General features: G+C 36.5%; 33 protein-coding genes. 32 read left to right on the forward strand and 1 reads right to left on the reverse strand.

The features are described from left to right. Positions 1-53 precede the first annotated feature (53 nt). The 32 genes from rplC (at position 54) to QMO11_RS09525 (ending at position 20,873) form a co-directional block, all read left to right on the forward strand. On the forward strand, positions 54-671 hold the full coding sequence (rplC, locus tag QMO11_RS09370) for a 50S ribosomal protein L3 (protein WP_068474322.1): 618 nt from the start codon (positions 54-56) through the stop codon (positions 669-671). Next, positions 671-1,291 (forward strand): 50S ribosomal protein L4, encoded by a 621-nt coding sequence (gene rplD / locus QMO11_RS09375; RefSeq protein ID WP_068474319.1) that lies wholly within the window; start codon positions 671-673, stop codon positions 1,289-1,291. The genes rplC and rplD overlap by 1 nt, the downstream gene beginning before the upstream one ends. Positions 1,292-1,315: 24 nt before the next feature. Next, on the forward strand, positions 1,316-1,606 hold the full coding sequence (gene rplW, locus QMO11_RS09380) for a 50S ribosomal protein L23 (RefSeq protein WP_068474318.1): 291 nt from the start codon (positions 1,316-1,318) through the stop codon (positions 1,604-1,606). A gap of 5 nt (positions 1,607-1,611) precedes the next feature. Continuing rightward, entirely contained in the window at positions 1,612-2,436 is an 825-nt protein-coding gene (gene rplB / locus QMO11_RS09385) for a 50S ribosomal protein L2 (protein WP_068474316.1), read from the forward strand. Between the two features lie 12 nt (positions 2,437-2,448). Then, complete coding sequence (rpsS, locus tag QMO11_RS09390; RefSeq protein WP_068474314.1) at positions 2,449-2,715, forward strand: 30S ribosomal protein S19; 267 nt, start codon at positions 2,449-2,451, stop codon at positions 2,713-2,715. Positions 2,716-2,752: 37 nt separating this feature from the next. Further along, on the forward strand, positions 2,753-3,163 hold the full coding sequence (rplV, locus tag QMO11_RS09395) for a 50S ribosomal protein L22 (RefSeq protein ID WP_068474312.1): 411 nt from the start codon (positions 2,753-2,755) through the stop codon (positions 3,161-3,163). An 8-nt stretch (positions 3,164-3,171) separates the two neighbouring features. Continuing rightward, positions 3,172-3,873 (forward strand): 30S ribosomal protein S3, encoded by a 702-nt coding sequence (gene rpsC, locus QMO11_RS09400; RefSeq protein WP_068474309.1) that lies wholly within the window; start codon positions 3,172-3,174, stop codon positions 3,871-3,873. Positions 3,874-3,902: 29 nt separating this feature from the next. Then, on the forward strand, positions 3,903-4,334 hold the full coding sequence (gene rplP / locus QMO11_RS09405) for a 50S ribosomal protein L16 (protein ID WP_068474306.1): 432 nt from the start codon (positions 3,903-3,905) through the stop codon (positions 4,332-4,334). Positions 4,335-4,336: 2 nt separating this feature from the next. After that, entirely contained in the window at positions 4,337-4,534 is a 198-nt protein-coding gene (rpmC, locus tag QMO11_RS09410; RefSeq protein ID WP_282037036.1) for a 50S ribosomal protein L29, read from the forward strand. A gap of 8 nt (positions 4,535-4,542) precedes the next feature. After that, positions 4,543-4,800: a 30S ribosomal protein S17 gene (rpsQ, locus tag QMO11_RS09415; protein ID WP_068474301.1), complete on the forward strand. Its 258-nt coding sequence runs from the start codon at positions 4,543-4,545 to the stop codon at positions 4,798-4,800. A 2-nt stretch (positions 4,801-4,802) separates the two neighbouring features. Next, positions 4,803-5,168 (forward strand): 50S ribosomal protein L14, encoded by a 366-nt coding sequence (gene rplN, locus QMO11_RS09420; protein WP_068474298.1) that lies wholly within the window; start codon positions 4,803-4,805, stop codon positions 5,166-5,168. 19 nt (positions 5,169-5,187) lie between these two features. After that, positions 5,188-5,508 (forward strand): 50S ribosomal protein L24, encoded by a 321-nt coding sequence (rplX, locus tag QMO11_RS09425; RefSeq protein WP_068474295.1) that lies wholly within the window; start codon positions 5,188-5,190, stop codon positions 5,506-5,508. Continuing rightward, complete coding sequence (gene rplE / locus QMO11_RS09430; RefSeq protein WP_068474292.1) at positions 5,508-6,065, forward strand: 50S ribosomal protein L5; 558 nt, start codon at positions 5,508-5,510, stop codon at positions 6,063-6,065. Before rplX ends, rplE begins: the two co-directional genes overlap by 1 nt. 2 nt (positions 6,066-6,067) lie before the next feature. After that, on the forward strand, positions 6,068-6,337 hold the full coding sequence (rpsN, locus tag QMO11_RS09435; protein WP_068474289.1) for a 30S ribosomal protein S14: 270 nt from the start codon (positions 6,068-6,070) through the stop codon (positions 6,335-6,337). A gap of 66 nt (positions 6,338-6,403) precedes the next feature. Further along, the gene (gene rpsH, locus QMO11_RS09440) at positions 6,404-6,799 is read left to right on the forward strand and encodes a 30S ribosomal protein S8 (protein WP_068474286.1); all 396 of its coding nucleotides are present in this window, start codon (positions 6,404-6,406) and stop codon (positions 6,797-6,799) included. Between the two features lie 16 nt (positions 6,800-6,815). Further along, a complete protein-coding gene (rplF, locus tag QMO11_RS09445) occupies positions 6,816-7,367 on the forward strand; it encodes a 50S ribosomal protein L6 (RefSeq protein ID WP_068474285.1) in 552 nt (183 codons plus the stop codon). Between the two features lie 19 nt (positions 7,368-7,386). Then, positions 7,387-7,743: a 50S ribosomal protein L18 gene (gene rplR / locus QMO11_RS09450; protein ID WP_068474283.1), complete on the forward strand. Its 357-nt coding sequence runs from the start codon at positions 7,387-7,389 to the stop codon at positions 7,741-7,743. A 5-nt stretch (positions 7,744-7,748) separates the two neighbouring features. Beyond that, on the forward strand, positions 7,749-8,267 hold the full coding sequence (gene rpsE / locus QMO11_RS09455) for a 30S ribosomal protein S5 (RefSeq protein WP_068474281.1): 519 nt from the start codon (positions 7,749-7,751) through the stop codon (positions 8,265-8,267). 10 nt (positions 8,268-8,277) lie between these two features. After that, positions 8,278-8,454 (forward strand): 50S ribosomal protein L30, encoded by a 177-nt coding sequence (gene rpmD, locus QMO11_RS09460; protein ID WP_068474271.1) that lies wholly within the window; start codon positions 8,278-8,280, stop codon positions 8,452-8,454. Positions 8,455-8,481: 27 nt separating this feature from the next. After that, positions 8,482-8,928, forward strand: a complete 447-nt coding sequence (gene rplO, locus QMO11_RS09465; RefSeq protein ID WP_068474269.1) for a 50S ribosomal protein L15 — start codon at positions 8,482-8,484, stop codon at positions 8,926-8,928. A gap of 4 nt (positions 8,929-8,932) precedes the next feature. Then, complete coding sequence (gene secY / locus QMO11_RS09470; RefSeq protein ID WP_068474267.1) at positions 8,933-10,258, forward strand: preprotein translocase subunit SecY; 1,326 nt, start codon at positions 8,933-8,935, stop codon at positions 10,256-10,258. Positions 10,259-10,274: 16 nt separating this feature from the next. Further along, entirely contained in the window at positions 10,275-11,060 is a 786-nt protein-coding gene (gene map, locus QMO11_RS09475) for a type I methionyl aminopeptidase (protein WP_282037040.1), read from the forward strand. A gap of 17 nt (positions 11,061-11,077) precedes the next feature. Then, positions 11,078-11,299, forward strand: coding sequence for a translation initiation factor IF-1 (gene infA / locus QMO11_RS09480; RefSeq protein WP_068474262.1), 222 nt, complete (start codon positions 11,078-11,080; stop codon positions 11,297-11,299). Positions 11,300-11,311: 12 nt separating this feature from the next. Continuing rightward, positions 11,312-11,428: a type B 50S ribosomal protein L36 gene (ykgO, locus tag QMO11_RS09485; protein WP_071792536.1), complete on the forward strand. Its 117-nt coding sequence runs from the start codon at positions 11,312-11,314 to the stop codon at positions 11,426-11,428. A 12-nt stretch (positions 11,429-11,440) separates the two neighbouring features. Then, on the forward strand, positions 11,441-11,818 hold the full coding sequence (gene rpsM, locus QMO11_RS09490; RefSeq protein ID WP_068474260.1) for a 30S ribosomal protein S13: 378 nt from the start codon (positions 11,441-11,443) through the stop codon (positions 11,816-11,818). Positions 11,819-11,825: 7 nt separating this feature from the next. Further along, complete coding sequence (rpsK, locus tag QMO11_RS09495) at positions 11,826-12,215, forward strand: 30S ribosomal protein S11 (RefSeq protein WP_068474258.1); 390 nt, start codon at positions 11,826-11,828, stop codon at positions 12,213-12,215. A 141-nt stretch (positions 12,216-12,356) separates the two neighbouring features. Continuing rightward, the gene (gene rpsD, locus QMO11_RS09500; RefSeq protein ID WP_282037042.1) at positions 12,357-12,962 is read left to right on the forward strand and encodes a 30S ribosomal protein S4; all 606 of its coding nucleotides are present in this window, start codon (positions 12,357-12,359) and stop codon (positions 12,960-12,962) included. A gap of 9 nt (positions 12,963-12,971) precedes the next feature. Continuing rightward, a complete protein-coding gene (locus tag QMO11_RS09505; RefSeq protein WP_068474254.1) occupies positions 12,972-13,964 on the forward strand; it encodes a DNA-directed RNA polymerase subunit alpha in 993 nt (330 codons plus the stop codon). Positions 13,965-13,969: 5 nt separating this feature from the next. Further along, entirely contained in the window at positions 13,970-14,482 is a 513-nt protein-coding gene (rplQ, locus tag QMO11_RS09510; RefSeq protein WP_068474251.1) for a 50S ribosomal protein L17, read from the forward strand. 119 nt (positions 14,483-14,601) lie between these two features. Next, positions 14,602-15,903 carry a phosphopyruvate hydratase gene (gene eno, locus QMO11_RS09515; protein ID WP_068474248.1) on the forward strand — a complete coding sequence of 434 codons (1,302 nt, stop codon included), beginning with the start codon at positions 14,602-14,604 and terminating at the stop codon, positions 15,901-15,903. A gap of 144 nt (positions 15,904-16,047) precedes the next feature. Beyond that, a complete protein-coding gene (locus QMO11_RS09520) occupies positions 16,048-17,355 on the forward strand; it encodes a citrate (Si)-synthase (protein ID WP_282037043.1) in 1,308 nt (435 codons plus the stop codon). A 257-nt stretch (positions 17,356-17,612) separates the two neighbouring features. After that, positions 17,613-20,873 carry a ligand-binding sensor domain-containing protein gene (locus QMO11_RS09525; protein ID WP_282037044.1) on the forward strand — a complete coding sequence of 1,087 codons (3,261 nt, stop codon included), beginning with the start codon at positions 17,613-17,615 and terminating at the stop codon, positions 20,871-20,873. Between the two features lie 3 nt (positions 20,874-20,876). On the opposite strand, the gene hrpB is transcribed toward QMO11_RS09525, so the two are convergent. After that, positions 20,877-23,345, reverse strand: a complete 2,469-nt coding sequence (gene hrpB / locus QMO11_RS09530; protein ID WP_282037046.1) for an ATP-dependent helicase HrpB — start codon at positions 23,343-23,345, stop codon at positions 20,877-20,879. Positions 23,346-23,690: the final 345 nt, after the last annotated feature.

Genomic DNA, 23,690 nt, shown 5'->3' on the forward strand with positions numbered 1-23,690 from the left:
CCGAAAGTACGAGTTACTTGAATCGATTATTTAATATTTAATATTTAGTAACAATGCCAGGATTAATTGGAAAAAAAATCGGAATGACTTCCGTTTTCAGTGCCGATGGGAAAAACATACCATGCACTGTTATCGAAGCAGGCCCAAACGTAGTTACACAAATTAAAACTGTGGAAACTGACGGGTATGAGGCTGTGCAGCTGGCGTTCGACGACAAAAGAGAGAAGAATACTCCTCAGCCAGTGTTAGGTCACTTTAAAAAGGCCGGCGTAACACCAAAGAGAAGTGTTGTAGAATTCAAAGGTTTCGAACAAGAGTTTAATTTAGGAGACGAAGTAACAGTTGAAATCTTCACTGAAGATTCATTTGTTGATGTAGTTGGTACTTCTAAAGGAAAAGGTTTTCAAGGTGTAGTTAAGCGTCACGGTTTTGGTGGTGTTGGTGGTGCAACCCACGGACAACACAACCGTCTTAGAGCTCCAGGTTCTATTGGTGCAGCATCTTACCCTGCTCGTGTATTTAAAGGAATGCGTATGGCCGGCCGTATGGGTGGCGATAGAGTAAAGGTAGAAAGCCTTAGAGTATTGAAAGTGGTTCCAGAGAACAACCTTATTATCGTTAAAGGTTCAGTTCCAGGAGCAAAAGGTTCATATGTAATTGTTGAAATGTAATGGAACTAAAGGTATTAAGTATAAAAGGAGAAGAGACCGGAAAAACTGTTGAATTATCTGATTCAGTATTCGGTATTGAGCCTAATGATCACGCGATCTATCTTGATGTAAAACAGTTCCTAGCAAATCAACGTCAAGGAACCCACAAGTCAAAAGAGAGAGCTGAGATTGTAGGTAGTACACGTAAAATCAAAAAGCAAAAAGGTACTGGTACAGCACGTGCTGGTAGCATTAAGTCACCTGTATTTAGAGGTGGTGGTAGAGCTTTTGGTCCACGTCCACGTAACTACGGATTTAAGTTAAATGCGAAGTTAAAAGAGTTGGCTCGTAAGTCAGCTTTATCATACAAAGCAAAAACTGGCGGGATTATTGTAGTAGAGGATTTCAACATGGAATCAGCTAAGACAAAAGAATTTGCTCAGATCCGTAAAGATCTTAAAGTTGATGGAAAACGTTCATTAGTTATCTTCAATGAAGCTAACAAAAACGTTTATTTAGCATCACGTAACATTCCTAAGTCGGAAGTAGCAACATTAGCTGAATTGAATACTTATAGTATTATGAAAGCCGGAACTATTGTTCTTGTTGAAAGTTCAGTTGAAGGAATAGGTAATATTTAATTAAAAGCTTAAGGAGATTTAAAAATGCAAATATTAATTAAGCCATTAGTTACTGAAAAACTCAACGAACAGAGCGATAAATTAAATCGTTTCGGATTTGTAGTAGCCAAAAGTGCTAACAAACTACAAATTAAAGCTGCGGTTGAGGAAATGTACAATGTAACTGTTGAAGATGTAAACACTATGGTATATGCTGGTAAAGTAAAAACTCGCTATACAAAAAGTGGTGTGCAAGCAGGTAAAACTGCTGCGTTCAAAAAAGCAATTGTTACCTTGGTTGAAGGAGATAAGATTGATTTTTATAGCAATATTTAATTAAAATGGCAGTAAGAAAGCTAAAGCCCACAACACCGGGGCAGAGACACAAAGTTATTGGTGCATTTGATACGATTACCTCAAGTACACCAGAGAAGTCCTTACTGGAACCCATAAAAAAGTCCGGCGGTAGAAATAACACCGGAAAAATGACGATGCGTTACATCGGTGGGGGACATAAGAGACGTTACAGGGTAATCGATTTCAAGAGAAATAAAGACGGTGTGAAAGCAATCGTTGATTCTATTCAGTACGATCCAAATCGTAGCGCAAGAATCGCGTTGTTAAATTATGCTGACGGTGAGAAGCGTTATATTCTCGCTCCAAATGGTCTTGAAGTTGGTCAAGAAGTAAATTCAGGTGCTGGAGTTACTCCAGACGTTGGAAATACTCTATTACTAAGCGAGATTCCATTAGGAACGATTATTCACAACATTGAGTTGCGCCCAGGACAGGGTGGAATTATGGCACGTAGTGCAGGTACATTTGCTCAATTGGCTGCTCGCGATGGTAAATTCGCTATCGTAAAGTTACCTTCAGGTGAAACAAGAATGGTTCTTATCACATGTCGTGCTACAATCGGAGCTGTAGGAAATTCTGATCACGCCTTAGAGAGATCTGGTAAAGCAGGTCGTTCTCGTTGGTTAGGTCGTCGTCCTCGCGTTCGTGGTGTAGCGATGAACCCAGTTGATCACCCAATGGGTGGTGGTGAAGGACGTCAGTCTGGAGGTCACCCAAGATCTCGTACTGGAGTTCTTGCTAAAGGGTTTAAAACTCGTGATAAGAAGAAAGCTTCTAGTAAGTACATTGTTGAAAGACGTAAAAAGTAATCTGAAGGACTAATGAGTAGATCACTAAAAAAAGGCCCTTTTATCGATTATAAACTTGACCGTAAAGTGGCAACACAAAACGAGTCTGGTAAAAAATCAGTAATTAAGACATGGGCAAGAGCATCGATGATATCTCCTGATTTTGTAGGACATACTATCGCAGTGCACAACGGAAATAAGTTTATTCCTGTTTACGTGACCGAGAATATGGTAGGTCACAAATTAGGTGAATTTTCTCCAACACGTACCTATAGAGGTCACGGAAAGAATAAGAAATAGTAACCTAAAAAGTAATTTTTAATAAAGAGAATTAAAAATGGGTGCAAGAAAAAGACTCGCAGCAGAAAAAAATAAGGAAGCCAAAAAGCAAGTAAGCTTTGCTTCACTTCGCAATGTGCCTACTTCTCCGCGTAAAATGCGCCTGGTTGCAGATATGATCAGAGGTAAAGAAGTAAATTTAGCTCTTGACTTATTGAAGTTTTCATCAAAAGAAGCTTCTCGTCGAGTAGAAAAGTTACTTCTATCTGCTATTGCAAACTGGAAGGAGAAAAATGAGGGGGTACGCATGGAAGATGCTAACCTTGTTGTAAAATCAATTAATGTTGATTCAGCAAGAATGTTAAAAAGATTGAGACCAGCTCCACAAGGGCGTGCTCATCGCATCAGAAAAAGATCAAACCATGTAACCATTTATATTGATAGCAACGTTGAAAAACAAGAAAATTAATTAGCTAGATGGGACAAAAAGTAAATCCAATTAGTAACCGATTAGGAATCATCAGAGGATGGGATTCTAACTGGTTTGGCGGAAAGAATTACGGTGATAAGTTATTAGAAGATACTAAAATCCGTAAATACTTAAACGCGCGTCTAGCAAAAGCTAGTATTTCGAGAATTGTTATTGAACGTACGCTTAAACTGATCACTATTACTGTTCACACGGCTCGTCCGGGTATCATTATTGGTAAAGGTGGCCAGGAGGTTGATAAACTAAAAGAAGAGTTGAAAAAAATCACCGATAAGGAGGTTCAAATCAACATTTTTGAGGTTAAGAGACCAGAATTAGATGCAATCATCGTAGCAAATAACATTGCACGTCAATTAGAAGGCCGTATCGCTTTCCGTCGTGCTGTTAAAATGGCTATCGCAGCAACCATGAGAATGGGAGCAGAAGGTATCAAAATTCAAGTATCAGGCCGTTTGAATGGAGCTGAAATGGCTCGTTCAGAAATGTATAAAGAAGGACGTACTCCTCTTCATACATTCCGTGCAAATATTGATTACGCTCAAGCTGAAGCTCTTACTAAAACGGGGTTATTAGGTATTAAAGTTTGGATTTGTAAAGGTGAAATCTACGGGAAACCAGATTTATCTCCAAACTTCGCTACCAAAGATAACGGTCGTAAAGGTGGAAACTTCAAGAAGAGAAGAAAGTAGTCATCAACTAATGTAAATAGGTTAGAAAGATGTTACAACCAAAGAAAGTTAAATACAGAAGAAGGCAAAAAGGTAGAATGAAAGGCGAAGCTCAACGTGGCGCGCAACTAGCATTCGGATCTTTTGGTATTAAAGCCTTACAAACAAAATGGCTTACTGGTCGCCAAATTGAGGCGGCACGTATCGCAGTAACCCGTTATATGCAACGTCAAGGACAAATCTGGATTAGAGTATTTCCTGATAAACCAATTACTAAAAAACCTGCAGAGGTTCGTATGGGTAAAGGTAAAGGTGCTCCAGAAGGTTTTGTTGCCCCAGTTACACCTGGTAGAATTATTATCGAGTGTGACGGTGTTCCATATGAAACAGCAAAAGAAGCATTGCGTTTAGCAGCTCAAAAATTGCCTGTTACTACTAAATTCGTTGTAAGACGAGACTATGTTGAATCACAAAACGCATAAGTATGAAGACTTCGGAAATTAAAGAATTGACGATCGAAGAGATCATCGAGAAGATTGAGACCGAGAGCGGTGAACTTGTACGTTTAGAACTCAATCATAGCATATCTCCATTGGAGAACCCAATGCAGATAAGAAGCTTACGTAAAAATATTGCTCGTATGCAAACAATTTTGCAACAAAAGCAAACAACCGAAAAATAGTTTAAGTGATGGAAAAAAGAAACTTAAGAAAAGAGCGTGTCGGTGTTGTTGCAAGTAGCAAAATGGATAAATCTATTGTAGTAGCAGTAGAAATCCGTGAAAAGCACCCCATCTATGGTAAGTTCGTGAAGAAAACTAAAAAGTTTCACGCACATGATGAGAAAAACGACTGCAATGCAGGCGATACTGTGAAAATTATGGAAACTCGACCACTTAGTAAAACTAAGCGTTGGAGAGTAGTAGAAATTATCGAAAGAGCTAAGTAATCATGATACAGCAAGAATCCAGATTGGCTGTTGCCGATAATAGTGGCGCCAAAGAAGTACTCTGCATTAGAGTACTTGGTGGTACTAAAAAACGATACGCTTCTATCGGAGACCGTATCGTTGTAACTGTTAAAAGTGCCACGCCTTCTACTGAAATGAAGAAAGGTACTGTTACAAAGGCAGTAGTTGTTCGTACAAAAAAAGAAATCAGAAGAGCTGACGGTTCTTATATCCGTTTCGACGATAACGCATGTGTATTATTAAATACAGCTGGCGAAATTAGAGGAACACGTATCTTCGGCCCTGTTGCCAGAGAGTTACGTGAAGGATTTATGAAAATCGTTTCACTGGCTCCTGAAGTGCTATAATTTATTAAAGAAGATAGCAATGGGAAAGTTACATATCAAAAAAGGCGATACCGTTATAGTTAACGCCGGAGAATATAAAGGACAAGAAGGGAAAGTTCTAGAAGTTATTACAGCTAAGAATAGAGCTATCGTGGAAGGTATTAACATGGTTTCAAAACATGCTAAGCCTAACGCTGATAACCCTCAGGGCGGAATTGTTAAGCAAGAAGCTCCTATCCACGTTTCTAACTTGAATCTTAAGGATCCTTCACAAGGTACAGCTACACGTATAGGTCGTAAAGCTAACGAAGAAGGAAAATTAGTAAGATTCGCTAAAAAATCAGGGGAGGAGATCAAGTAATGAGCAATACCACTAGTTTAAAAACGATGTATAAGGAACAAGTTGTTCCTGCATTAATGAAAGAATTTGATTACAAAAGTGTAATGCAAGTTCCTAAATTAGAAAAAATTGTAATCAATCAAGGTTTAGGTCAAGCAGTAGCTGACAAAAAAATGATCGATATTGCAATTAATGAGCTTACTGCCATTACAGGTCAAAAAGCTGTTCCTACACTTTCTAAGAAAGATGTTTCGAACTTCAAATTGCGTAAGAAAATGCCAATTGGAGTTAGAGTAACATTAAGAAAAGAAAACATGTATGAATTCCTTGAAAGATTAATTCGCGTTTCTTTACCAAGTATTCGTGATTTTAAAGGAATTAACAGCAAACTTGATGGTCGTGGAAATTATACCTTAGGTATCGAGGAGCAAATTATCTTTCCTGAAATAAATATTGACAATGTTAGTAAGATTTTGGGGATGAATATTACCTTTGTGACCTCTGGAAATACCGATGAGGAAGCTTTTGCTTTATTAAAAGGCTTCGGGTTACCATTTAAAAACGTAAAAAAGAGTTAGATATGGCAAAGGAATCAATGAAAGCTCGCGAAGTAAAAAGAGCTAAACTTGTTGCCAAATACGCTGAGAAAAGAGCGGCATTGAAAGAGGCTGGAGACTATGAAGGGTTACAAAAGTTACCTAAGAATGCGTCTCCAGTACGCATGCACAACCGTTGTAAGATCACAGGTCGTCCGAAAGGATACATGAGACAATTCGGTTTGAGCAGAATTCAATTCCGTGAAATGGCTGCTGCAGGTTTAATCCCTGGAGTAAGAAAAGCCAGCTGGTAAGAATTAATTTAGGTTTCAAGTATAAATATTGTCCCGGGATTCGGGATTAATTTAAACTTTTTTAAAATGACAGATCCAATAGCAGATTTTCTAACGAGAGTTAGAAATGCCATCATGGCAAATCACAAAGTTGTTGAGATTCCGGCATCAAATCTTAAAAAAGAGATAACTAAGTTGTTATACGACAAAGGTTATGTTCTTAACTACAAATTTGTAGAAGATGACAAGCAAGGAATCATCAAAATTGCATTGAAGTACGATCCAAAATCAAAGACTTCTGCAATCAAAACTCTTAAAAGAGTCAGTACTCCAGGTTTACGTAAGTATACTGGGTACAAAACTATTCCAAGAGTACTTAACGGTTTAGGTATCGCCATTCTTTCAACTTCAAAAGGTGTAATGACTGATAAAGAAGCAAGAAAAGAACAAGTAGGCGGTGAAGTTTTATGTTTCGTTTACTAACAAAGGAGGATTTATTATGTCAAGGATAGGAAAACAACCTGTGATGATCCCTGCCGGTGTTACTGTAACAAGCAAAGACAACGTAGTAACCGTTAAGGGACCAAAAGGAGAATTAACTCAAGAAGTTAATCCCAAGTTAACAGTTGAAATTGAAGATAACCAAGTTGTGTTAACACGTGCGAACGATTCAGGTGAGCAAAAAGCACAACACGGATTATATCGCTCTCTTATTAACAATATGGTAGAGGGTGTATCTAAAGGTTTTGTTAAGAAAATGGAATTAGTTGGTGTAGGTTATAGAGCTACTAACCAAGGACAAATTCTTGAACTTTCATTAGGATACTCTCACCCAATACACATGCAGTTGCCTTCTGAAATTAAAGTAGAGGCTGTAACCGACAGAAAGAGTAATCCGATTATTACATTAGAGTCTGCAGACAAGCAATTGCTTGGTCAGGTTTGTGCAAAAATCCGCTCTCTACGTAAACCAGAGCCTTATAAAGGTAAAGGTGTTCGTTTTGTGGGTGAACAAATCAGACGTAAGGCTGGTAAATCTGCAAAAGTTTAATCTGATTAAAATTTGAATTATGGCTTTTTCTAAAGTAGAAAGAAGACTAAAAATAAAAAAGAGTATCAGAGGGAAAATCTCTGGTACTGCTGAAAAACCTCGTATGTCGGTTTTCAGAAGCAACAAACAAATTTCTGTTCAGCTTATCGATGATGTTACTGGAAAGACTATTGTTGCTGCCTCATCTCTTGAAAAAGAAGTGGCTGCACAAAAAGTTACTAAAGGTGATCAAGCTGGCCTAGTTGGTAAAGCAATTGCTGACAAAGCTAAAGGTGCTGGTATCGAAACAGTTGTTTTTGATCGTGGTGGATATTTATATCATGGTAGAGTTAAACAATTAGCTGACGCTGCTCGTGAAGCAGGTCTTAAATTTTAATAACTATGGCAGGAGATAATCAAAAAGTAAAAAGTAATAACGACCTTGAATTAAAGGACCGTTTAGTTGCCATCAACCGTGTAACAAAAGTTACCAAAGGTGGTAGAACTTTCAGTTTTTCTGCTATTGTCGTAGTTGGAAACGAGAACGGTATTGTAGGTTGGGGTTTAGGTAAAGCAGGCGAAGTTACCAGTGCAATTGCAAAAGGTATTGAGGCAGCTAAGAAAAACTTAGTTAAAGTACCAGTTTTACATGGTACAATTCCTCACGAGCAATATTGCAGATTTGGTGGTGCAAGTGTTTTCATGAAACCAGCTTCACATGGTACCGGAGTTAAGGCTGGTGGTGCGATGCGTGCTGTACTAGAGAGTGTTGGTGTAACAGACGTTTTGGCTAAGTCAAAAGGTTCTTCAAACCCACATAATCTTGTAAAAGCTACAATTAATGCTCTTAGTGAATTAAGAGATGCTAAAACTGTAGCACAGCAAAGAGGCGTTTCGTTAGACAAAGTATTTAACGGTTAACAAGCGTAAGATGGCTAAAATTAAAGTAACTCAATTAAAGAGCAAAATCGGTTCAACCGAACGTCAAAAAAGAACTTTGACTGCTCTTGGGCTAACTAAAATTAACGCAACTAAAGAATTTGAGGCAACACCTCAAATTCTTGGTATGGTTGAAAAGGTGAAACACCTGGTTAGTGTAGAAAAATAATATTAACGATTTAAGACAACATTCGATATGGACTTAAGTAATTTAAAACCTGCTGAAGGCTCAACCAAGACTAGAAAAAGAATTGGTAGAGGACAAGGTTCAGGTCGTGGTGGTACATCTACCCGTGGGCACAAAGGTGCCAAGTCTAGATCTGGTTATTCTAAAAAGAGCGGTTTCGAAGGTGGTCAAATGCCTTTACAGAGACGTGTTCCTAAGTTTGGATTCAAAAATATTAACCGTGTAGAATACAAGGCGGTAAATGTTGAATCATTACAAACTCTTGCTGAAAAGAAGGGACTATCTGTAATTGACGTTGAAACACTAATTGAAGCTGGTTTTATTAACAAGAATGACAGAGTTAAGATTCTTGGTAATGGTACTATTACTGCAAAAATTGAAGTAAAAGCTCACGCCTTTTCTAAATCAGCGGTAACTGCAATTGAAGCAGTTGAGGGAACCGTTGTAAAACTGTAAATCAATGAAACTGATCGAAACAATTCGCAACATTTGGAAGATTGAGGATTTAAAATCTCGTATTTTAACAACTATTGGTTTGGTATTAATTTACCGCTTAGGATCATATGTTGTACTACCTGGTATTGATCCGACAAAATTAAGTGCACTTGAAAGCCAAACTCGTGAAGGAGTTATGGGACTTTTAGATATGTTTTCTGGAGGAGCCTTTTCTAATGCCTCGGTATTTGGATTAGGAATTATGCCTTACATATCTGCATCTATTGTAATTCAACTATTAGGTATTGCTGTACCTTATTTTCAAAGATTACAGCGAGAAGGTGAAAGCGGTAGACGTAAGATTAACCAGATAACACGTTATCTAACAGTAATCATACTTTTGTTTCAATCACCTGCATATTTAGCTAATTTACCAGAAGTAGCTATTGCATCTCCAGGAATAATGTTTCAAATATCTTCAGTTATAATTTTAACAGCTGGTACCATGTTTGTAATGTGGTTAGGTGAAAGAATTACTGAAAAAGGTATTGGAAACGGAATCTCGTTAATCATTATGATTGGTATTATTGCAAGGTTACCTTATGCAGCAGTAGCTGAATTTGTATCTCGTCTTGAAGAAGGCGGAGGTTTAGTAATGTTGCTAATTGAGCTCGTGATTCTTTTCTTTGTTTTCGCAGGAACAATTTTATTAGTACAAGGAACTCGCCGCATTCCTGTACAATACGCAAAACGTATTGTGGGGAATAAACAGTATGGTGGTGTTCGTCAGTATATACCTTTAAAGGTTAATGCTGCAGGGGTAATGCCTATCATTTTTGCACAAGCAATCATGTTTATCCCTGTAACATTCGCAGGTTTCGTTGATAGCGAAACAGCTACAGGATTTGCATCTGTATTCGCTGATTTTACTGGTTGGGGTTATAATTTAATCTTTGCATTATTAATTATTGCCTTTACCTATTTTTATACAGCAATTACAATAAATCCTACTCAGATGGCTGAGGATATGAAGAAAAATGGAGGTTTTATACCAGGTATTAAGCCAGGTAAAAAAACTGTAGAGTTTTTGGATTCAGTAATGTCGAAAATTACTTTACCAGGTTCTGTTTTTCTTGCTTTAATAGCAATACTTCCTGCGTTTGCAATGATAGCAGGTGTAGATCGTATGTTCGCTCAATTCTTTGGAGGAACTTCATTGTTGATTCTTGTAGGTGTTGTATTAGATACCTTACAGCAGATCGAAAGCCATTTATTAATGAGACATTATGATGGTTTAATGAAGTCGGGTAGAATTAAAGGGCGTACAGGTGGAGGTCCTGCTGTTTACTAGAGATCTATTAATTGCAATGATATATCTTAAGACTGACGAGGAAATAGAATTTCTTCGAGAGAGTAATAGCATTGTTGCGAAAGCTTTAGCTGAAGTAGCAAGGTTGATAAAACCAGGTGTTACCTCTTTAGAATTAGATAAAGTTGCTGAAGAATATATTAGAGATAATGGTGGAATTCCTGGTTTTTTAAATTACCAGGGGTTTCCCAATACTCTTTGTACCTCTCTAAACGAAAATGTGGTACATGGGATTCCTAATAATACTCCTTTAAAGGAAGGAGATATTATTTCTGTGGATTGTGGAGTTTTAAAAAATGGTTACTACGGTGATTCAGCCTACACTTTTGGTGTTGGAGAGATTAATAGTACTTTAAAAAAACTTCTATTTACAACAAAAGAAGCCCTTTATAAGGGAATCGAAGAAGCTGTTGTGGGTAATAGATTAGGAGATATTGGATTTGCTATTCAAGATCATGCAGAAGCACGTGGATATTCAGTAGTTAGAGAAATGGTAGGCCATGGGATTGGAAAAGATTTACATGAAGCACCAGAGGTTCCTAACTATGGAAAACGCGGAGCAGGCCCTATGTTAAAAGAAGGCATGGTAATTGCAATCGAACCGATGATTAATTTAGGTAAGAGAAATATTGTTCAGGAAAATGATGGTTGGACCATCAGAACAATCGATAAAAAAGCATCTGCACACTACGAGCATTCAGTTGCTGTGAGAAAAAATGGTGCAGATATATTATCAAATTTTAATTTTATCGAAGAAATATTACCTTTGCAGTCTGAAAATTAATAAAAAGGATATTTATTATGGCTAAACAAGCCTCTATAGAACAAGATGGGACTATTATTGAATCACTTTCTAACGCAATGTTTAGGGTTGAGTTAGAAAATGGTCATGTTATTACAGCGCATATCTCAGGTAAAATGAGAATGCACTATATAAAAATTCTTCCTGGAGATAAGGTAAAGGTAGAAATGTCTCCTTATGATTTAACTAAGGGAAGAATATCGTATAGATATAAAAATTAATTCTATAATAAAATGAAGGTTAGAGCATCTGTTAAGAAGAGAAGCGCCGACTGCAAGATTGTAAAACGCAAAGGTCGCTTATACGTGATTAACAAAAAAAATCCAAAGTTTAAACAACGTCAAGGATAAAATTATAACATTATGGCTAGAATTGCTGGGGTTGATATACCTACTGACAAAAGAGGAGAGGTATCATTAACATATATTTTTGGTATTGGGCGTTCAAGTGCTCAAAAGATCCTTGGCGCTGCTGAGGTTGCAGCTGACTTAAAGGTTAGTGAGTGGACTGACGAACAAACTGCAAAAGTTCGTGAAATTATTTCTGAAGAATATAAGATCGAAGGAGAGCTTAGATCAGAAGTACAACTTAATATTAAGCGTTTGATGGATATCGGTTGTTACCGAGGAATTCGTCATCGTATTGGTTTACCCCTACGTGGTCAATCTACAAAGAATAACGCACGTACTCGTAAAGGGAAGAAGAAAACTGTTGCTAATAAGAAAAAGGCAACTAAATAATTGAGATATGGCAAAGAAGACAGCTAGTCAGAAAAAAAGAGTCGTTAAAGTTGAGGCTCAAGGAGAAGCACATATTCACTCATCTTTCAATAATATTATTATCTCATTAACTAACAAAACTGGTCAAGTTATCTCTTGGTCTAGTGCTGGTAAAATGGGTTTTAGAGGTTCTAAAAAGAACACTCCTTATGCTGCTCAAACAGCTGCTGCCGATTGTGCAAAAGTTGCTCATGATGCAGGTTTAAGAAAAGTGAAAGTATATGTGAAAGGACCAGGTAATGGTCGTGAATCTGCTATTCGTTCATTACATTCAAATGGTATTGAAGTGAGTGAAATTGTTGATATCACACCACAACCACATAATGGTTGTCGTCCTCCAAAAAGACGTAGAGTATAATTATTAACTAGTTATTAACCATAAATTGAGTTCTTGGATTTTGAGTTGTGAATGATTATATATAGAACCTCCTCTCTATAATAACGCGGCCTTCATATTCATAATTCGAAAACAGAAATTTAATAACAAAAATTTAGAAGAATGGCTAGATTTATTGGACCAAAAACAAAAGTTGCCCGTAAATTCGGTGAGGCAATATATGGTTCGGATAAGTATTTCGAAAGAAAAAACTATCCTCCTGGACAGCACGGTAATAACCGTCGTAGAAAGACTAGTGAATACGGTCTCCAGTTAAAAGAAAAGCAAAAAGCTAAATACACTTATGGTGTATTAGAAAAGCAATTTAGTAATTTGTTTAAAAAAGCATCACGTGCTAAAGGTATTACTGGTGAGGTTTTACTAGAATTGTTAGAGTCACGTTTAGATAACGTAGTTTACCGTTTAGGTATTGCTCCAACAAGAGCTGCAGCACGTCAATTGGTGTCTCATAAGCATATCACTATTGATGGAAAAGTTGTAAACATTCCATCATATTCTGTAAAAGCTGATCAAGTAATCGCAGTTAGAGAGAAATCAAAATCTCTTGAAGTAATTGCTGATTCTGTTGCAGCTTCGTCTGTTCATGACTTCTCATGGTTAGAGTTTGACCAAAATGCATTAGTTGGTAAATTCTTAAATACACCAACTAGAGAAGATATTCCAGAAAACATTAAAGAACAATTGATCGTTGAATTGTATTCTAAATAATTAATTCTTATGGCCATATTAGCATTCCAGAAACCTGATAAAGTAATCATGCTTGAAGCGGACAATCAATTCGGTCGCTTCGAATTTCGTCCGCTAGAACCAGGATATGGTATTACCGTTGGAAACGCCTTAAGAAGAATATTGTTATCCTCATTAGAAGGTTTCGCAATTACATCTGTTAAGATCGAAGGAGTTGATCATGAATTTTCAACAATTCCTGGAGTAATTAACGATGCTGCCGACATTATTCTTAACCTTAAGCAAGTTAGATTTAAACAAATTGTAGAAGATGTTGATAGTGAAAAAGTAACTATTAGTATCTCGGGGAAGGATGAGTTAAAAGCAGGTGAGTTAAATAACTTCATGACTGGATTTGAAGTATTAAATCCAGAGCTTGTAATCTGCAAGATGAATACTGACGTTGACTTCAAAATGGAAATCACTATCAATAAAGGTAGAGGATATGTACCATCAGAAGAAAATCGTTTAGTAGATTCAGAACTAGGTGTTATTGCGATAGACTCTATATACACTCCAGTCCGTAATGTAAAATATGCGATTGAAAATTATCGTGTTGAGCAAAAGACTGATTACGAAAAATTAGTTATTGAAATAGAAACAGACGGTTCTATCCATCCAAAAGATGCATTAAAAGAAGCTGCTAAAATTCTTATTTACCACTTTATGTTATTCTCAGATGAGCGTATAACGCTTGATTCTGACGAGAAATTTGGTAACGAAGAGTTTGATGAAGAAGTTCTTCATATGCGTCAACTATTAAAAACGAAGTTAGTAGATATGGACCTTTCGGTACGTGCACTTAACTGTTTAAAGGCTGCTGATGTTGAAACATTAGGAGAGCTTGTACAGTTCCAACGTAACGATCTATTAAAGTTCCGTAACTTCGGTAAGAAATCTCTTACAGAGCTTGATGACCTTTTACAGGTTATGAATTTAAGCTTCGGTATGGATATTACTAAGTACAAATTAGACAAGGAATAATTGCGATGAGACATAGAAAAAAGTTCAATCATTTAGGTAGAAAGAGCGCTCACCGTAAAGCAATGTTAGCAAACATGGCGTCTTCTCTTATCATGCATAAGAGAATTAAAACTACTGTTGCTAAAGCAAAAGCTTTACGTATGTACGTTGAGCCACTTATCACTAAATCTAAAGAGGATACTACAGCACAACGTAGACTCGTTTTTAGTCACCTAGGTGATAAATATGCCGTTTCTGAGCTATTTAGAGAAGTAGCAGGAAAAGTTGGTGAGAGACCAGGTGGTTACACCAGAATCTTAAAATTAGGGAATCGTTTAGGTGATAATGCCGAAATGTGTATTATTGAGTTAGTTGACTACAATGAGAACATGTTAGAAGGTAAATCAGGCGGTGCTGAGAAGAAAACACGTCGTAGACGTAGTAAAAAAGCAGCTACTGTTACAACTGACGCTCCTGTAGTTGAAGATACAAAAGAAGAAACAACAGAAACTTCTGCTGATGAAACTACAAAAGAATAGTAATATATCCTGTGGATTATTAAATTCTTAATATTATATAAAAGGATAATTGCGTATTGCGCAATTGTCCTTTTTTTTTGAAATTTGAAACTCAATTTTTTTTAAATATTTTCATTATTATGGGACAAATTGCAAATGTTCATGCTCGTGAGATTCTTGATTCTCGCGGAAACCCTACTGTTGAAGTAGAGGTAACTTTAGATTGTGGTATTGTTGGTCGTGCTGCTGTGCCTTCTGGTGCATCAACTGGTGAGCATGAAGCTCTTGAATTAAGAGATGGTGACAAAGGTCGCTACTTGGGTAAAGGTGTTCAAAAAGCTGTTGCTAACGTAATTGACGTTATTGCACCTGCTTTAATCGGCGAAGATGTAACTGACCAAGTTGGTATTGATAACAAAATGCTTGACTTAGATGGTACTTCAACTAAAAGCAAATTAGGAGCTAACGCAATCTTAGGTGTTTCTTTAGCAACAGCTAAAGCTGCAGCAGAGTACTGCGAAATGCCATTATATCGTTATATTGGTGGTACAAATGCTTGTACGCTTCCTGTACCTATGATGAACATCATTAATGGTGGATCTCACTCTGATGCTACTATCGCATTCCAAGAGTTTATGATTCGTCCAATTGGTGCTGCTAGCTTCAAAGAAGGTTTACGTATGGGGGCAGAGGTATTCCATGCACTTGCTAAAGTTCTTAAAGGAAAAGGTTTATCTACTGCTGTAGGTGATGAAGGTGGTTTCGCTCCTATGTTAGGTGGCACAGAAGAGGCTATTGACTGTATCTTAACTGCTATTGATAACGCTGGTTATAAAGCAGGTCGTGCAGAAGACGGTGGTGATATCTCTATTGCTATGGATTGTGCTTCTTCAGAGTTCTTCAAAGATGGATTCTATGATTATAGTATTTTCGAGCCAAATGGTGTTAAGCGTAATTCAGAAGAGCAAGCTGCTTATTTAGCTGAATTAGTTGCTAAATTTCCTATTGATTCTATCGAAGATGGAATGGATGAGAATGACTGGGACGGATGGGTTGCATTAAACAACAAAATTGGTGATAAATGCCAAATCGTTGGTGATGACTTATTTGTAACAAACGTTGATTACCTTAAAAAAGGTATCGAATTAGGAGCAGCTAACTCAATTCTTATTAAAGTAAACCAAATCGGTTCTTTAACAGAAACTTTAAATGCAATTGAAATGGCTCATAGAGCTGGCTATACTTCAGTAACTTCTCACCGTTCAGGTGAAACTGAGGATTCAACTATTGCTGATATTGCTGTTGCAACTAACTCAGGACAAATCAAAACAGGTTCTTTAAGTCGTTCTGATAGAATGGCTAAGTATAACCAATTACTTCGTATTGAAGAAGAATTAGGTTCTAAAGCTGTTTACGGTTATAAAGCTATCAAAAAAGCATAATTAGTACATAAAACTAATTTGGAGGCCACTCAATAGAGTGGCCTTTTTTTGTTGCTTTTTTTCAGAACAAAAGTCATGTTTTTGCGTTTAATGTGGTGATAAAGGTTATATAAATACCCAGATAATAGCACCAAAAAGAATTCTATGGATTATTTGAAGAAAAAGTTATTAGATATTGCAACTCCTGAGGTTGAAACCGTACGGAAATTAGTAAAGGAACATGGTGATACGGTGATTCAAGAGATTACTATGGGCCAAGTTTTAACTGGAATGAAAGGTATTGTAGGTTTACTTACTTGTACTTCAAAACTTGATCCAGAAGAGGGAATTAGATTTAGAGGGTATTCAATAAATGAACTAAAAGAGAAACTTCCGCGTATACATGAAGATGGAGAACCTTTACCTGAAGGAATTTTCTATTTGATGTTAACCGGAGAGCTCCCTACAAATGAAGATGTAAAATATGTAAGTAATCAGTGGGCACAAAGGGCTCAATCTATACCATCTCATGTTTTTAATGTTATTGAGGCTCTACCAATAGATGCCCATCCAATGATTCAGTTTAACAACGCAATTTTAGCGATGTCGACAGAATCACAGTTTAGAAAGGCACATTTAACCGGCATGGATAAAAAGGATTATTGGGATCCAATGTATGAAGGAGTAATGGATTTGATTGCTCGTTTGCCTGTTATTGCTGCTTATATATATAGAAGAGTATTCCATAATGGTAATCATATTGCTGCAGATCCTAGTCTTGATTGGGCAGGTAACCTTGCACATATGATGGGGCATAGTAGCGAGGAGGCCAAAAGGTTGATGCGCTTATATATGGTAATACATTCTGATCATGAGGGTGGGAATGTTTCAGCTCATGCAACTCACCTAGTAGGTTCAGCACTTTCAAATCCATACTATAGTTTTGCCGCGGGAATGAATGGTCTGGCTGGTCCATTGCATGGAATGGCAAATCAAGATGTGATGCACTGGCTGAATAAATTAAAAAGAGAAATAGGAACTGATGATCCTTCAGAAGAGCAAATTAAAAAGTATGCTGAAGAAACTATCGCTAAGGGACAAGTAATACCAGGTTATGGCCATGCTGTTTTGCGTAAAACAGATCCAAGGTTTCAGGTTCAACTCGACTTTGCCAATAAGTATATACCCGATGCACCATATATAAAACTTGCGAATAAAATTTATAATGTTGTTCCTGAAGTATTAAAATCAACTGGGAAAGTTCAGAATCCTTGGCCTAATGTCGATGCCATATCAGGTTCTCTACTTACAAGTTTCGGTATTGATGAATATCGTATTTATACTGTTCTATTTGGGGTATCTCGCTCGCTGGGAGTATTGACCCAGTTAATATGGGATAGATTGTATGGTTTGCCAATTGAGCGGCCAAAATCACAAAACCTACAATGGTTTGAAGATCAAGTAAAAAAGTAACAATATAGAGGTCGCCAAAATTATGGTGGCCTTTTTTATTTATATATATTAGGATTAAGTAGTTCTCCCCCTTGTTCTTTTCTTAGAACAATTATTACAATCCTTTACTTATTTAGTTTTCTTTATTTGTGATTGTATTTGATAAACAAATGATTATTTTAGTCGACATGTATTATCGAATCCACTCCATTTTTTTTCTGATAAAGAAGTACCTGTTATTATCCTTATTCATCCTCCTCACGAGCAAATTAGTAGGAGTGAATATTGAGAAACCGGATTGTACTTTTTTTACAATTAAAGATGGGTTATCGGGTAATAGCATTACTGATATTTGCCAAGATTCGAGGGGTTATATTTGGGTAGGGACAAACGATGGTTTAAATAGGTATAATGGTCGTCAGTTTACTAAGTTTCGTAATAATAAAAATATCAAACGTTCTATATCAGGTAACTTCATTAGATGTATTTCCGAAGATTTTAATGGTAATATTTGGGTTGGAACACTAAATAACGGCCTTAACATGTGGAACCGTAAGAAAGGTTCTTTTCAGAGGTTTAACTCATATGTAAACTTTGATAGATATATACCAGAAAATAATATTTATGGCTTATGTAACCAATCAGATTCCATCATATGGTTTAAAACAGATAATTATTTGGTCTCATTAAATACTACAACAAAGAATATTGAATCCTACGATATACCTTCAAATAATTTATTTAGCTCTAGTAAGTTAAAATCATTACTACATTTTCATAATAACAGTAATATCTGGATAGGCTCTTCAGGCGGACTTCTTAGGTTTGATTTAACTAGCGAAAGTTTCTTAAATAAAACAATTCCTATCGTAGATAACGAAGATTTTGACTCTAGTACCGCTACATTCTTCAAAGAATTAAAAGACAAAAGTTTTATTATTGCCACTGGTAATGGTTTGCATCATTTGAAATTTGCCGACAATGGAGAATCTTATAGCTATAAGATTAAAACGCCAGAAGGACCAAAAAGTATTGTTAATGCAATAATCCAAAGGTCTAATGATGATGTTTGGGTTGGAACAAATTCGGGTCTTTATTTGCTTGACTATGATCATGATAAGTATTTGTATTCTTATAATTCAAATCCATATGTGACAAATGAAATATGCAGTGGATTAGAAGTTACGTCTGTTATTGAAGATAATTCGGGCTTATTATGGGTAGGAACAACTAGAAATGGGTTGATAAAAGTTGATTTTAAACAAAGAAAATTCAAAAGTCTATGTGAGAAAAGTGATGGTTTAAAGAAGCTTAGTAATTATGATATTAAAAGTATTTATAGTGACAGGGATGGTTTGTTGTGGTTAGGTACAGGAGGCAAGGGTATTACTACAATTAATTTGTTGAGTGGTGAATTTAATAACATAGCTGTTGATAAAGCACTTAATGAGGTAAATAAAGATGTTGTGCTTGCCATATACGAGGATTCATTAGGTAATATTTGGTTAGGGACTGAAGTTGGGGTCTTTATTTATTCCAGAAAAAGCAATTCCATTATCGACTTTTTAAGTACAAATGATAAGAAATTATTATCTCTTTTAAAGGATAATCAAGTGAATGATATTCTTGAGGATTCTAATGGAGCGATTTGGTTTGCTACTCAATTTGGCTTATATAAGTATGAAAATGAGCATATTTATAATTATTTTTCAGATAGAATTGGTCAGTCTAATCTGTGTAGTGATGAAATTATAGATCTTTATGAAGATGACAATAAAATCCTCTGGCTCGGAACCAGTCAAGGCATTAATTGTATAGACATTAATAATACTGATGATATGAGTCGCTTTGATCGTATCGTACCTAGTAATATTGATGCAAATGAATTAGATAATACCTATGTGCTATCGATTATTGAAGACAAAAATGATAATATATGGTTCGGTACAAGTTCAGGATTACTCAAATATAATAAATCAGACAGTACTGTAGTTAGCTTCTTTGAGCAAGATGGCTTGTCAAACGATTTTATCAAGGCCATGGAGTTTGACAAAAACGATAACCTTTGGCTTAGCACAAATAAAGGTATCTCAAGGATTGATGCTAAGGGAAAAATTTTAAATTTTGATACTTCAGAAGGGTTGCCAGGTTATATCTTTAATAAAGGTGCCATTGTTACTGGGGAGGATCGGACTATTTACTTTGGGGGAATGAATGGACTTTGTTACGTTCAGCCTGATTCATTAAGGTTTAATAGACATGAACCAATAGTTAGAGTAGGAGCTGTTAATGTTTATCATAAAGGTAGGCGAGTGGAAAAATACCATAATATTGATGAAGAGATTTCAATAAAATATAGGAGGGGATCAATATTGTCTATACAACTTGCAGCTCTTGAGTTTACGAATCCTACAAAGAATAAATTTCAAGTTTTTCTCGAGGGTTTTGATGAAGATTGGCGACCAATAACAGATAAAAGAGAAATTAATATTTCTAATATCCCGCCAGGAAAATACAGACTTTTAGTTCGTGGTTCAAACAATGATTTAGTTTGGAGTAAAGAGCCTACTGAATTATCTATTACGGTGATATCGCCAATTTGGTTAACAAGTTATGCCTATGCTTTTTACTTAATCGCATTCGTATTCTTAATTCAAATTGTAATTAATTATAGGTTACGCAAATATAAAAGGGCGTATAAAGCTCTAGAAAATAGAACGGTAGGTAAGGAGAATGTAGAGGCTCAGAAAGAGGTGTTATCTCAAATGAATCAACACCTAACAGATAGTATTCATTATGCAAAGCGTATTCAAGAATCTATTCTTCCTTCAAGAAATGAGTTTCTTTCTTCCTTAAAAGATTCTTTTGTTTACTATAGACCAAAAGATGTTGTTAGTGGTGACTTTTATTGGCTGCATAATGAAAACGATTTAATTTATGTTGCTTCTGTTGATTGTACAGGGCATGGTGTTCCAGGTGCTTTTTTATCAATTATAGCCAATAATATGCTCCGAAATATTGTAAATGTTTATCCAGATAGTACACCTGATCAAATACTAAATATTCTCAATAAAGAAGTTAACAATACCTTTAAAAAGCATAGTCAATCTGATGATATGCAAGTAAATGATGGTATGGATATCGCACTATGCGTTATTAACAAGAGTAAAAAACAGATTTCTTTTGCAGGCGCGATGAGTCCGTTGTACTTGGTTAGAGAGGATGAAATTATTACCTATAAGGGAGATCGAATTCCAATAGGTCACCCTGAAGAAATTGGCATTGCATATACTTGTCATCAAATTGACTTAAAAGAAAAAGATGTTATTTATTTATTTTCTGATGGCTATGCAGATCAGTTTGGAGGAGAAGAAGGTAAGAAATTTAAATACCGTCGATTTAGGCATTTATTATTAACGATATATGGGCTTCCTTTTGATAATCAGAAGGCTATTTTACACAAACAGTTTGAAGATTGGATGGGTGATGTTGAGCAAGTAGACGATATTTTGGTTATGGGTATTCGTCCACTTGCCTAATTATTATTTTCTTACAGGCTTAGCCTCTAAAGGATTATCAGGCCATTGATGCTTTGGGTAGCGTGACTTCAATTCCTTTTTTACTTCAAAATAAGCATTGCTCCAAAAGCTTGCCAAATCACCAGTTATCTGCACGGGTTTATATCCTGGTGATAACAAATGCATTAGCATATTCACAGCACCATTATTAACTGTTGGCGTTTGTTGTAAGCCAAATACCTCTTGCAAGCGAACGGCTAAAATAGGCGCTTCACCTTTACTTCCATATTTTATTTTTATGTTCGATCCAGTGGGTACCTTAATGGTTTCTGGAGCTATTTTATCAAGCTTTTGTTGTAAATCGTAATCGAGGTTATGCTGTAATACCTCTTTTAAATTTATCTTTTTTAAATCCTCTGGTTTTTTAATATTCTCTAAATACGGAGCCAACCATTTATGCGTGGTTTTTAATAAGTTCTCAGTACTCACATCGGGCCAGATTTTATCCTTGTTCCAAATGCGAAGGCTTATTACTCTGTTTTGCCATTGTTGAATTTCGGGAGTGAAGTTTAATAAATGTGCGCCTTCTTTAGAAATGGCCTTTGCAATGGCGTCTGCCTTTTGTGATCTATCGTAGTCCTGTAAAGGTTTACTTTGCAAAATAATTTGACCAATACAAGTATTACGCATTGCCTTAAAACCACCTCGTTTGGTATCCCATTCTACCAAATCTTTTTCTTTAACCATACTAGCTAAATCCTTTGGATTTAAAGCCGATGCTAAAAATATCTTCCCCATGTTATCGCGCATATTTACATGCGCAACCGCTAACCATGGTTCATGTGCCAATTCATCTTTGTGTCCGGCAGCAGCAATGGCTCCATTGGCCATTTTAAACTGAGCATTGTTGCCAGGTTTGGCAAAGGCAATACGTTCTGGGTAGGCGTGTACCAATAGTAAGCCAGTCTCAAATTCATCAGGCGCAGAATTATCAGCCTCTAGTTTTAGCATCTTCCGATATTGCTGTGCTACTTTTTCTATGCGCTGCAATTTGCGATTACTCAAAGTACCTTTTCTATTTTTACGTAAAGCTTCAATGCGCAAATTGATATCAATACCAGTTCCGCGTTCTAAAGGATCGCGCTCCTCAAGTAAAGCTGCAATGTCGGTAGCCAATTCTGAAAGCCCTTCATCTTCGGCCATTAAAAGCATATGCGCTATGCGCGGGTGACAAGGTAATTTGTTAATTTCTTTTCCGTGAGCTGTTATCGTTCCATCCTCAATAGCCTCGAGCTGATGTAATAATTCGCTTGCCTGCTTAACTGCTGTTGCAGGAGGAGGTGTTAACCAAACTAATTCTTCAATATTATCAACACCCCATACGGCCATTTCTAGAACCAATGAAGTTAAATCGGCTTGCTGAATTTCTGGGATACGATGTGCTCTTAAGCGGAGATCCGTTGCTTTGCTCCACATGCGATAACACTTCCCTGGTCCTAAACGCCCGGCCCTTCCAGCTCTTTGGTCAGCGGCATCTTTGGTGATTTCAACAGTTACCAATCGCGATAAACCAGTGGCTGTATCAAATTGCATGGTTCGTCCAAAACCACAATCTACCACAACTTTAACACCTTCAATGGTTAAACTAGTTTCTGCGATTGAAGTGGCCAGCACAACTTTGCGTCTGCCTTGCCTATCGGGCATAATTGCAGCAAACTGCTTTCCCGGGTTTAGCATCCCAAAAAGGGGATGAATTTGTATGTCTCTGCTTAATGTGTTGCGCAGAATGCCTTCGCACTTTCTTATTTCTCCTTCGCCAGGAAGAAAAACCAATATATCTCCATCGTCATTTTTTATGGCATCAACCACAACTTGTGCCATCGATTCAGGCAATAAGGTAATGTCTGTATCACCAATATTCTTTATCTCAACTGGATATTGACGACCTTGACTTATAACAACCTTAGAGTCAAGCTTTTCAGCTAACATAGGCACATCCAAAGTAGCCGACATAATTAAGATGCGCAGATCTTCGCGCAATACCTGCTGACACTCTCTGGTTAAAGCCAATGCCACATCGGCAAATAAACTGCGTTCATGAAACTCATCAAAAATAACCATGCCCACTTCCTCAAGGGCATTATCACTTTGTAACATTCGAGTTAATATCCCTTCGGTTACAACTTCTATTTTGGTGTTTTTGCTTACTTTATTTTCAAATCTAATTCTGTAACCTATGCTTTCTCCAATAGATTCTCCTAACAAATCGGCCATCCGCATAGCAATTGTTTTAGCGGCCAATCTTCGTGGTTCAAGCATGATAATTTTCTTATCACCCAACCAATCTTCGTGCATTAAAGCCAAGGGAAGTAATGTGCTTTTGCCGGCTCCAGGAGGGGCGTTAACAATAAGTACATTTTTATTTTGCAGATTATCTTTTACCTCATCAACAATTTCAACAACGGGTAAATCAACAGAAGAAACATCAAACATTTAGAATCTTTTTTATAAAGCGCAAAGGTAGTAATCTTAATTTTGTTTCTGTGATAATAGTCTATGGTACGAGTCGCTAAAAAATATTAAAAAATAAATACGTATTAATATTAATATGATTGTCTAGTAATGAGAAAATAAAAAGCAATTACCAAATCGGTATGTTTTAGGCTAATAATTTTTACTTTTGCCCCGCTTCGATAGTGAGTAGTACAAATTGTTCACTATAGTACTGCGCAATAATAAATGATTATGGGTAAAGGTCAATGTTTTAACTAAACATTTTAGTACTTTTGCAGATTAATGGGTGCGTTTTAATTCGAATAAAACAAACCTAGTGAAATG

The organism is Saccharicrinis aurantiacus, from assembly GCF_947489045.1.
GTDB lineage: Bacteria > Bacteroidota > Bacteroidia > Bacteroidales > Marinilabiliaceae > Saccharicrinis > Saccharicrinis aurantiacus.

Coding starts and splice junctions, on each gene's coding strand:
- rplB (WP_068474316.1), top strand. CDS start 1,612: ATGGCAGTAAGAAAGCTAAAGCCCACAACACCGGGGCAGAGACACAAA.
- rplD (WP_068474319.1), top strand. CDS start 671: ATGGAACTAAAGGTATTAAGTATAAAAGGAGAAGAGACCGGAAAAACT.
- rplR (WP_068474283.1), top strand. CDS start 7,387: ATGGCTTTTTCTAAAGTAGAAAGAAGACTAAAAATAAAAAAGAGTATC.
- rpsE (WP_068474281.1), top strand. CDS start 7,749: ATGGCAGGAGATAATCAAAAAGTAAAAAGTAATAACGACCTTGAATTA.
- rpsH (WP_068474286.1), top strand. CDS start 6,404: ATGACAGATCCAATAGCAGATTTTCTAACGAGAGTTAGAAATGCCATC.
- rplQ (WP_068474251.1), top strand. CDS start 13,970: ATGAGACATAGAAAAAAGTTCAATCATTTAGGTAGAAAGAGCGCTCAC.
- rplV (WP_068474312.1), top strand. CDS start 2,753: ATGGGTGCAAGAAAAAGACTCGCAGCAGAAAAAAATAAGGAAGCCAAA.
- rplN (WP_068474298.1), top strand. CDS start 4,803: ATGATACAGCAAGAATCCAGATTGGCTGTTGCCGATAATAGTGGCGCC.
- rplP (WP_068474306.1), top strand. CDS start 3,903: ATGTTACAACCAAAGAAAGTTAAATACAGAAGAAGGCAAAAAGGTAGA.
- rplX (WP_068474295.1), top strand. CDS start 5,188: ATGGGAAAGTTACATATCAAAAAAGGCGATACCGTTATAGTTAACGCC.
- rpsD (WP_282037042.1), top strand. CDS start 12,357: ATGGCTAGATTTATTGGACCAAAAACAAAAGTTGCCCGTAAATTCGGT.
- rpsS (WP_068474314.1), top strand. CDS start 2,449: ATGAGTAGATCACTAAAAAAAGGCCCTTTTATCGATTATAAACTTGAC.
- eno (WP_068474248.1), top strand. CDS start 14,602: ATGGGACAAATTGCAAATGTTCATGCTCGTGAGATTCTTGATTCTCGC.
- rpsC (WP_068474309.1), top strand. CDS start 3,172: ATGGGACAAAAAGTAAATCCAATTAGTAACCGATTAGGAATCATCAGA.
- rplW (WP_068474318.1), top strand. CDS start 1,316: ATGCAAATATTAATTAAGCCATTAGTTACTGAAAAACTCAACGAACAG.
- rplE (WP_068474292.1), top strand. CDS start 5,508: ATGAGCAATACCACTAGTTTAAAAACGATGTATAAGGAACAAGTTGTT.
- rpsQ (WP_068474301.1), top strand. CDS start 4,543: ATGGAAAAAAGAAACTTAAGAAAAGAGCGTGTCGGTGTTGTTGCAAGT.
- secY (WP_068474267.1), top strand. CDS start 8,933: ATGAAACTGATCGAAACAATTCGCAACATTTGGAAGATTGAGGATTTA.
- rpsM (WP_068474260.1), top strand. CDS start 11,441: ATGGCTAGAATTGCTGGGGTTGATATACCTACTGACAAAAGAGGAGAG.
- rpmD (WP_068474271.1), top strand. CDS start 8,278: ATGGCTAAAATTAAAGTAACTCAATTAAAGAGCAAAATCGGTTCAACC.
- ykgO (WP_071792536.1), top strand. CDS start 11,312: ATGAAGGTTAGAGCATCTGTTAAGAAGAGAAGCGCCGACTGCAAGATT.
- rplO (WP_068474269.1), top strand. CDS start 8,482: ATGGACTTAAGTAATTTAAAACCTGCTGAAGGCTCAACCAAGACTAGA.
- hrpB (WP_282037046.1), bottom strand. CDS start 23,345: ATGTTTGATGTTTCTTCTGTTGATTTACCCGTTGTTGAAATTGTTGAT.
- rplC (WP_068474322.1), top strand. CDS start 54: ATGCCAGGATTAATTGGAAAAAAAATCGGAATGACTTCCGTTTTCAGT.
- infA (WP_068474262.1), top strand. CDS start 11,078: ATGGCTAAACAAGCCTCTATAGAACAAGATGGGACTATTATTGAATCA.
- map (WP_282037040.1), top strand. CDS start 10,275: ATGATATATCTTAAGACTGACGAGGAAATAGAATTTCTTCGAGAGAGT.
- rpsN (WP_068474289.1), top strand. CDS start 6,068: ATGGCAAAGGAATCAATGAAAGCTCGCGAAGTAAAAAGAGCTAAACTT.
- QMO11_RS09505 (WP_068474254.1), top strand. CDS start 12,972: ATGGCCATATTAGCATTCCAGAAACCTGATAAAGTAATCATGCTTGAA.
- rpmC (WP_282037036.1), top strand. CDS start 4,337: ATGAAGACTTCGGAAATTAAAGAATTGACGATCGAAGAGATCATCGAG.
- rplF (WP_068474285.1), top strand. CDS start 6,816: ATGTCAAGGATAGGAAAACAACCTGTGATGATCCCTGCCGGTGTTACT.
- QMO11_RS09520 (WP_282037043.1), top strand. CDS start 16,048: ATGGATTATTTGAAGAAAAAGTTATTAGATATTGCAACTCCTGAGGTT.
- rpsK (WP_068474258.1), top strand. CDS start 11,826: ATGGCAAAGAAGACAGCTAGTCAGAAAAAAAGAGTCGTTAAAGTTGAG.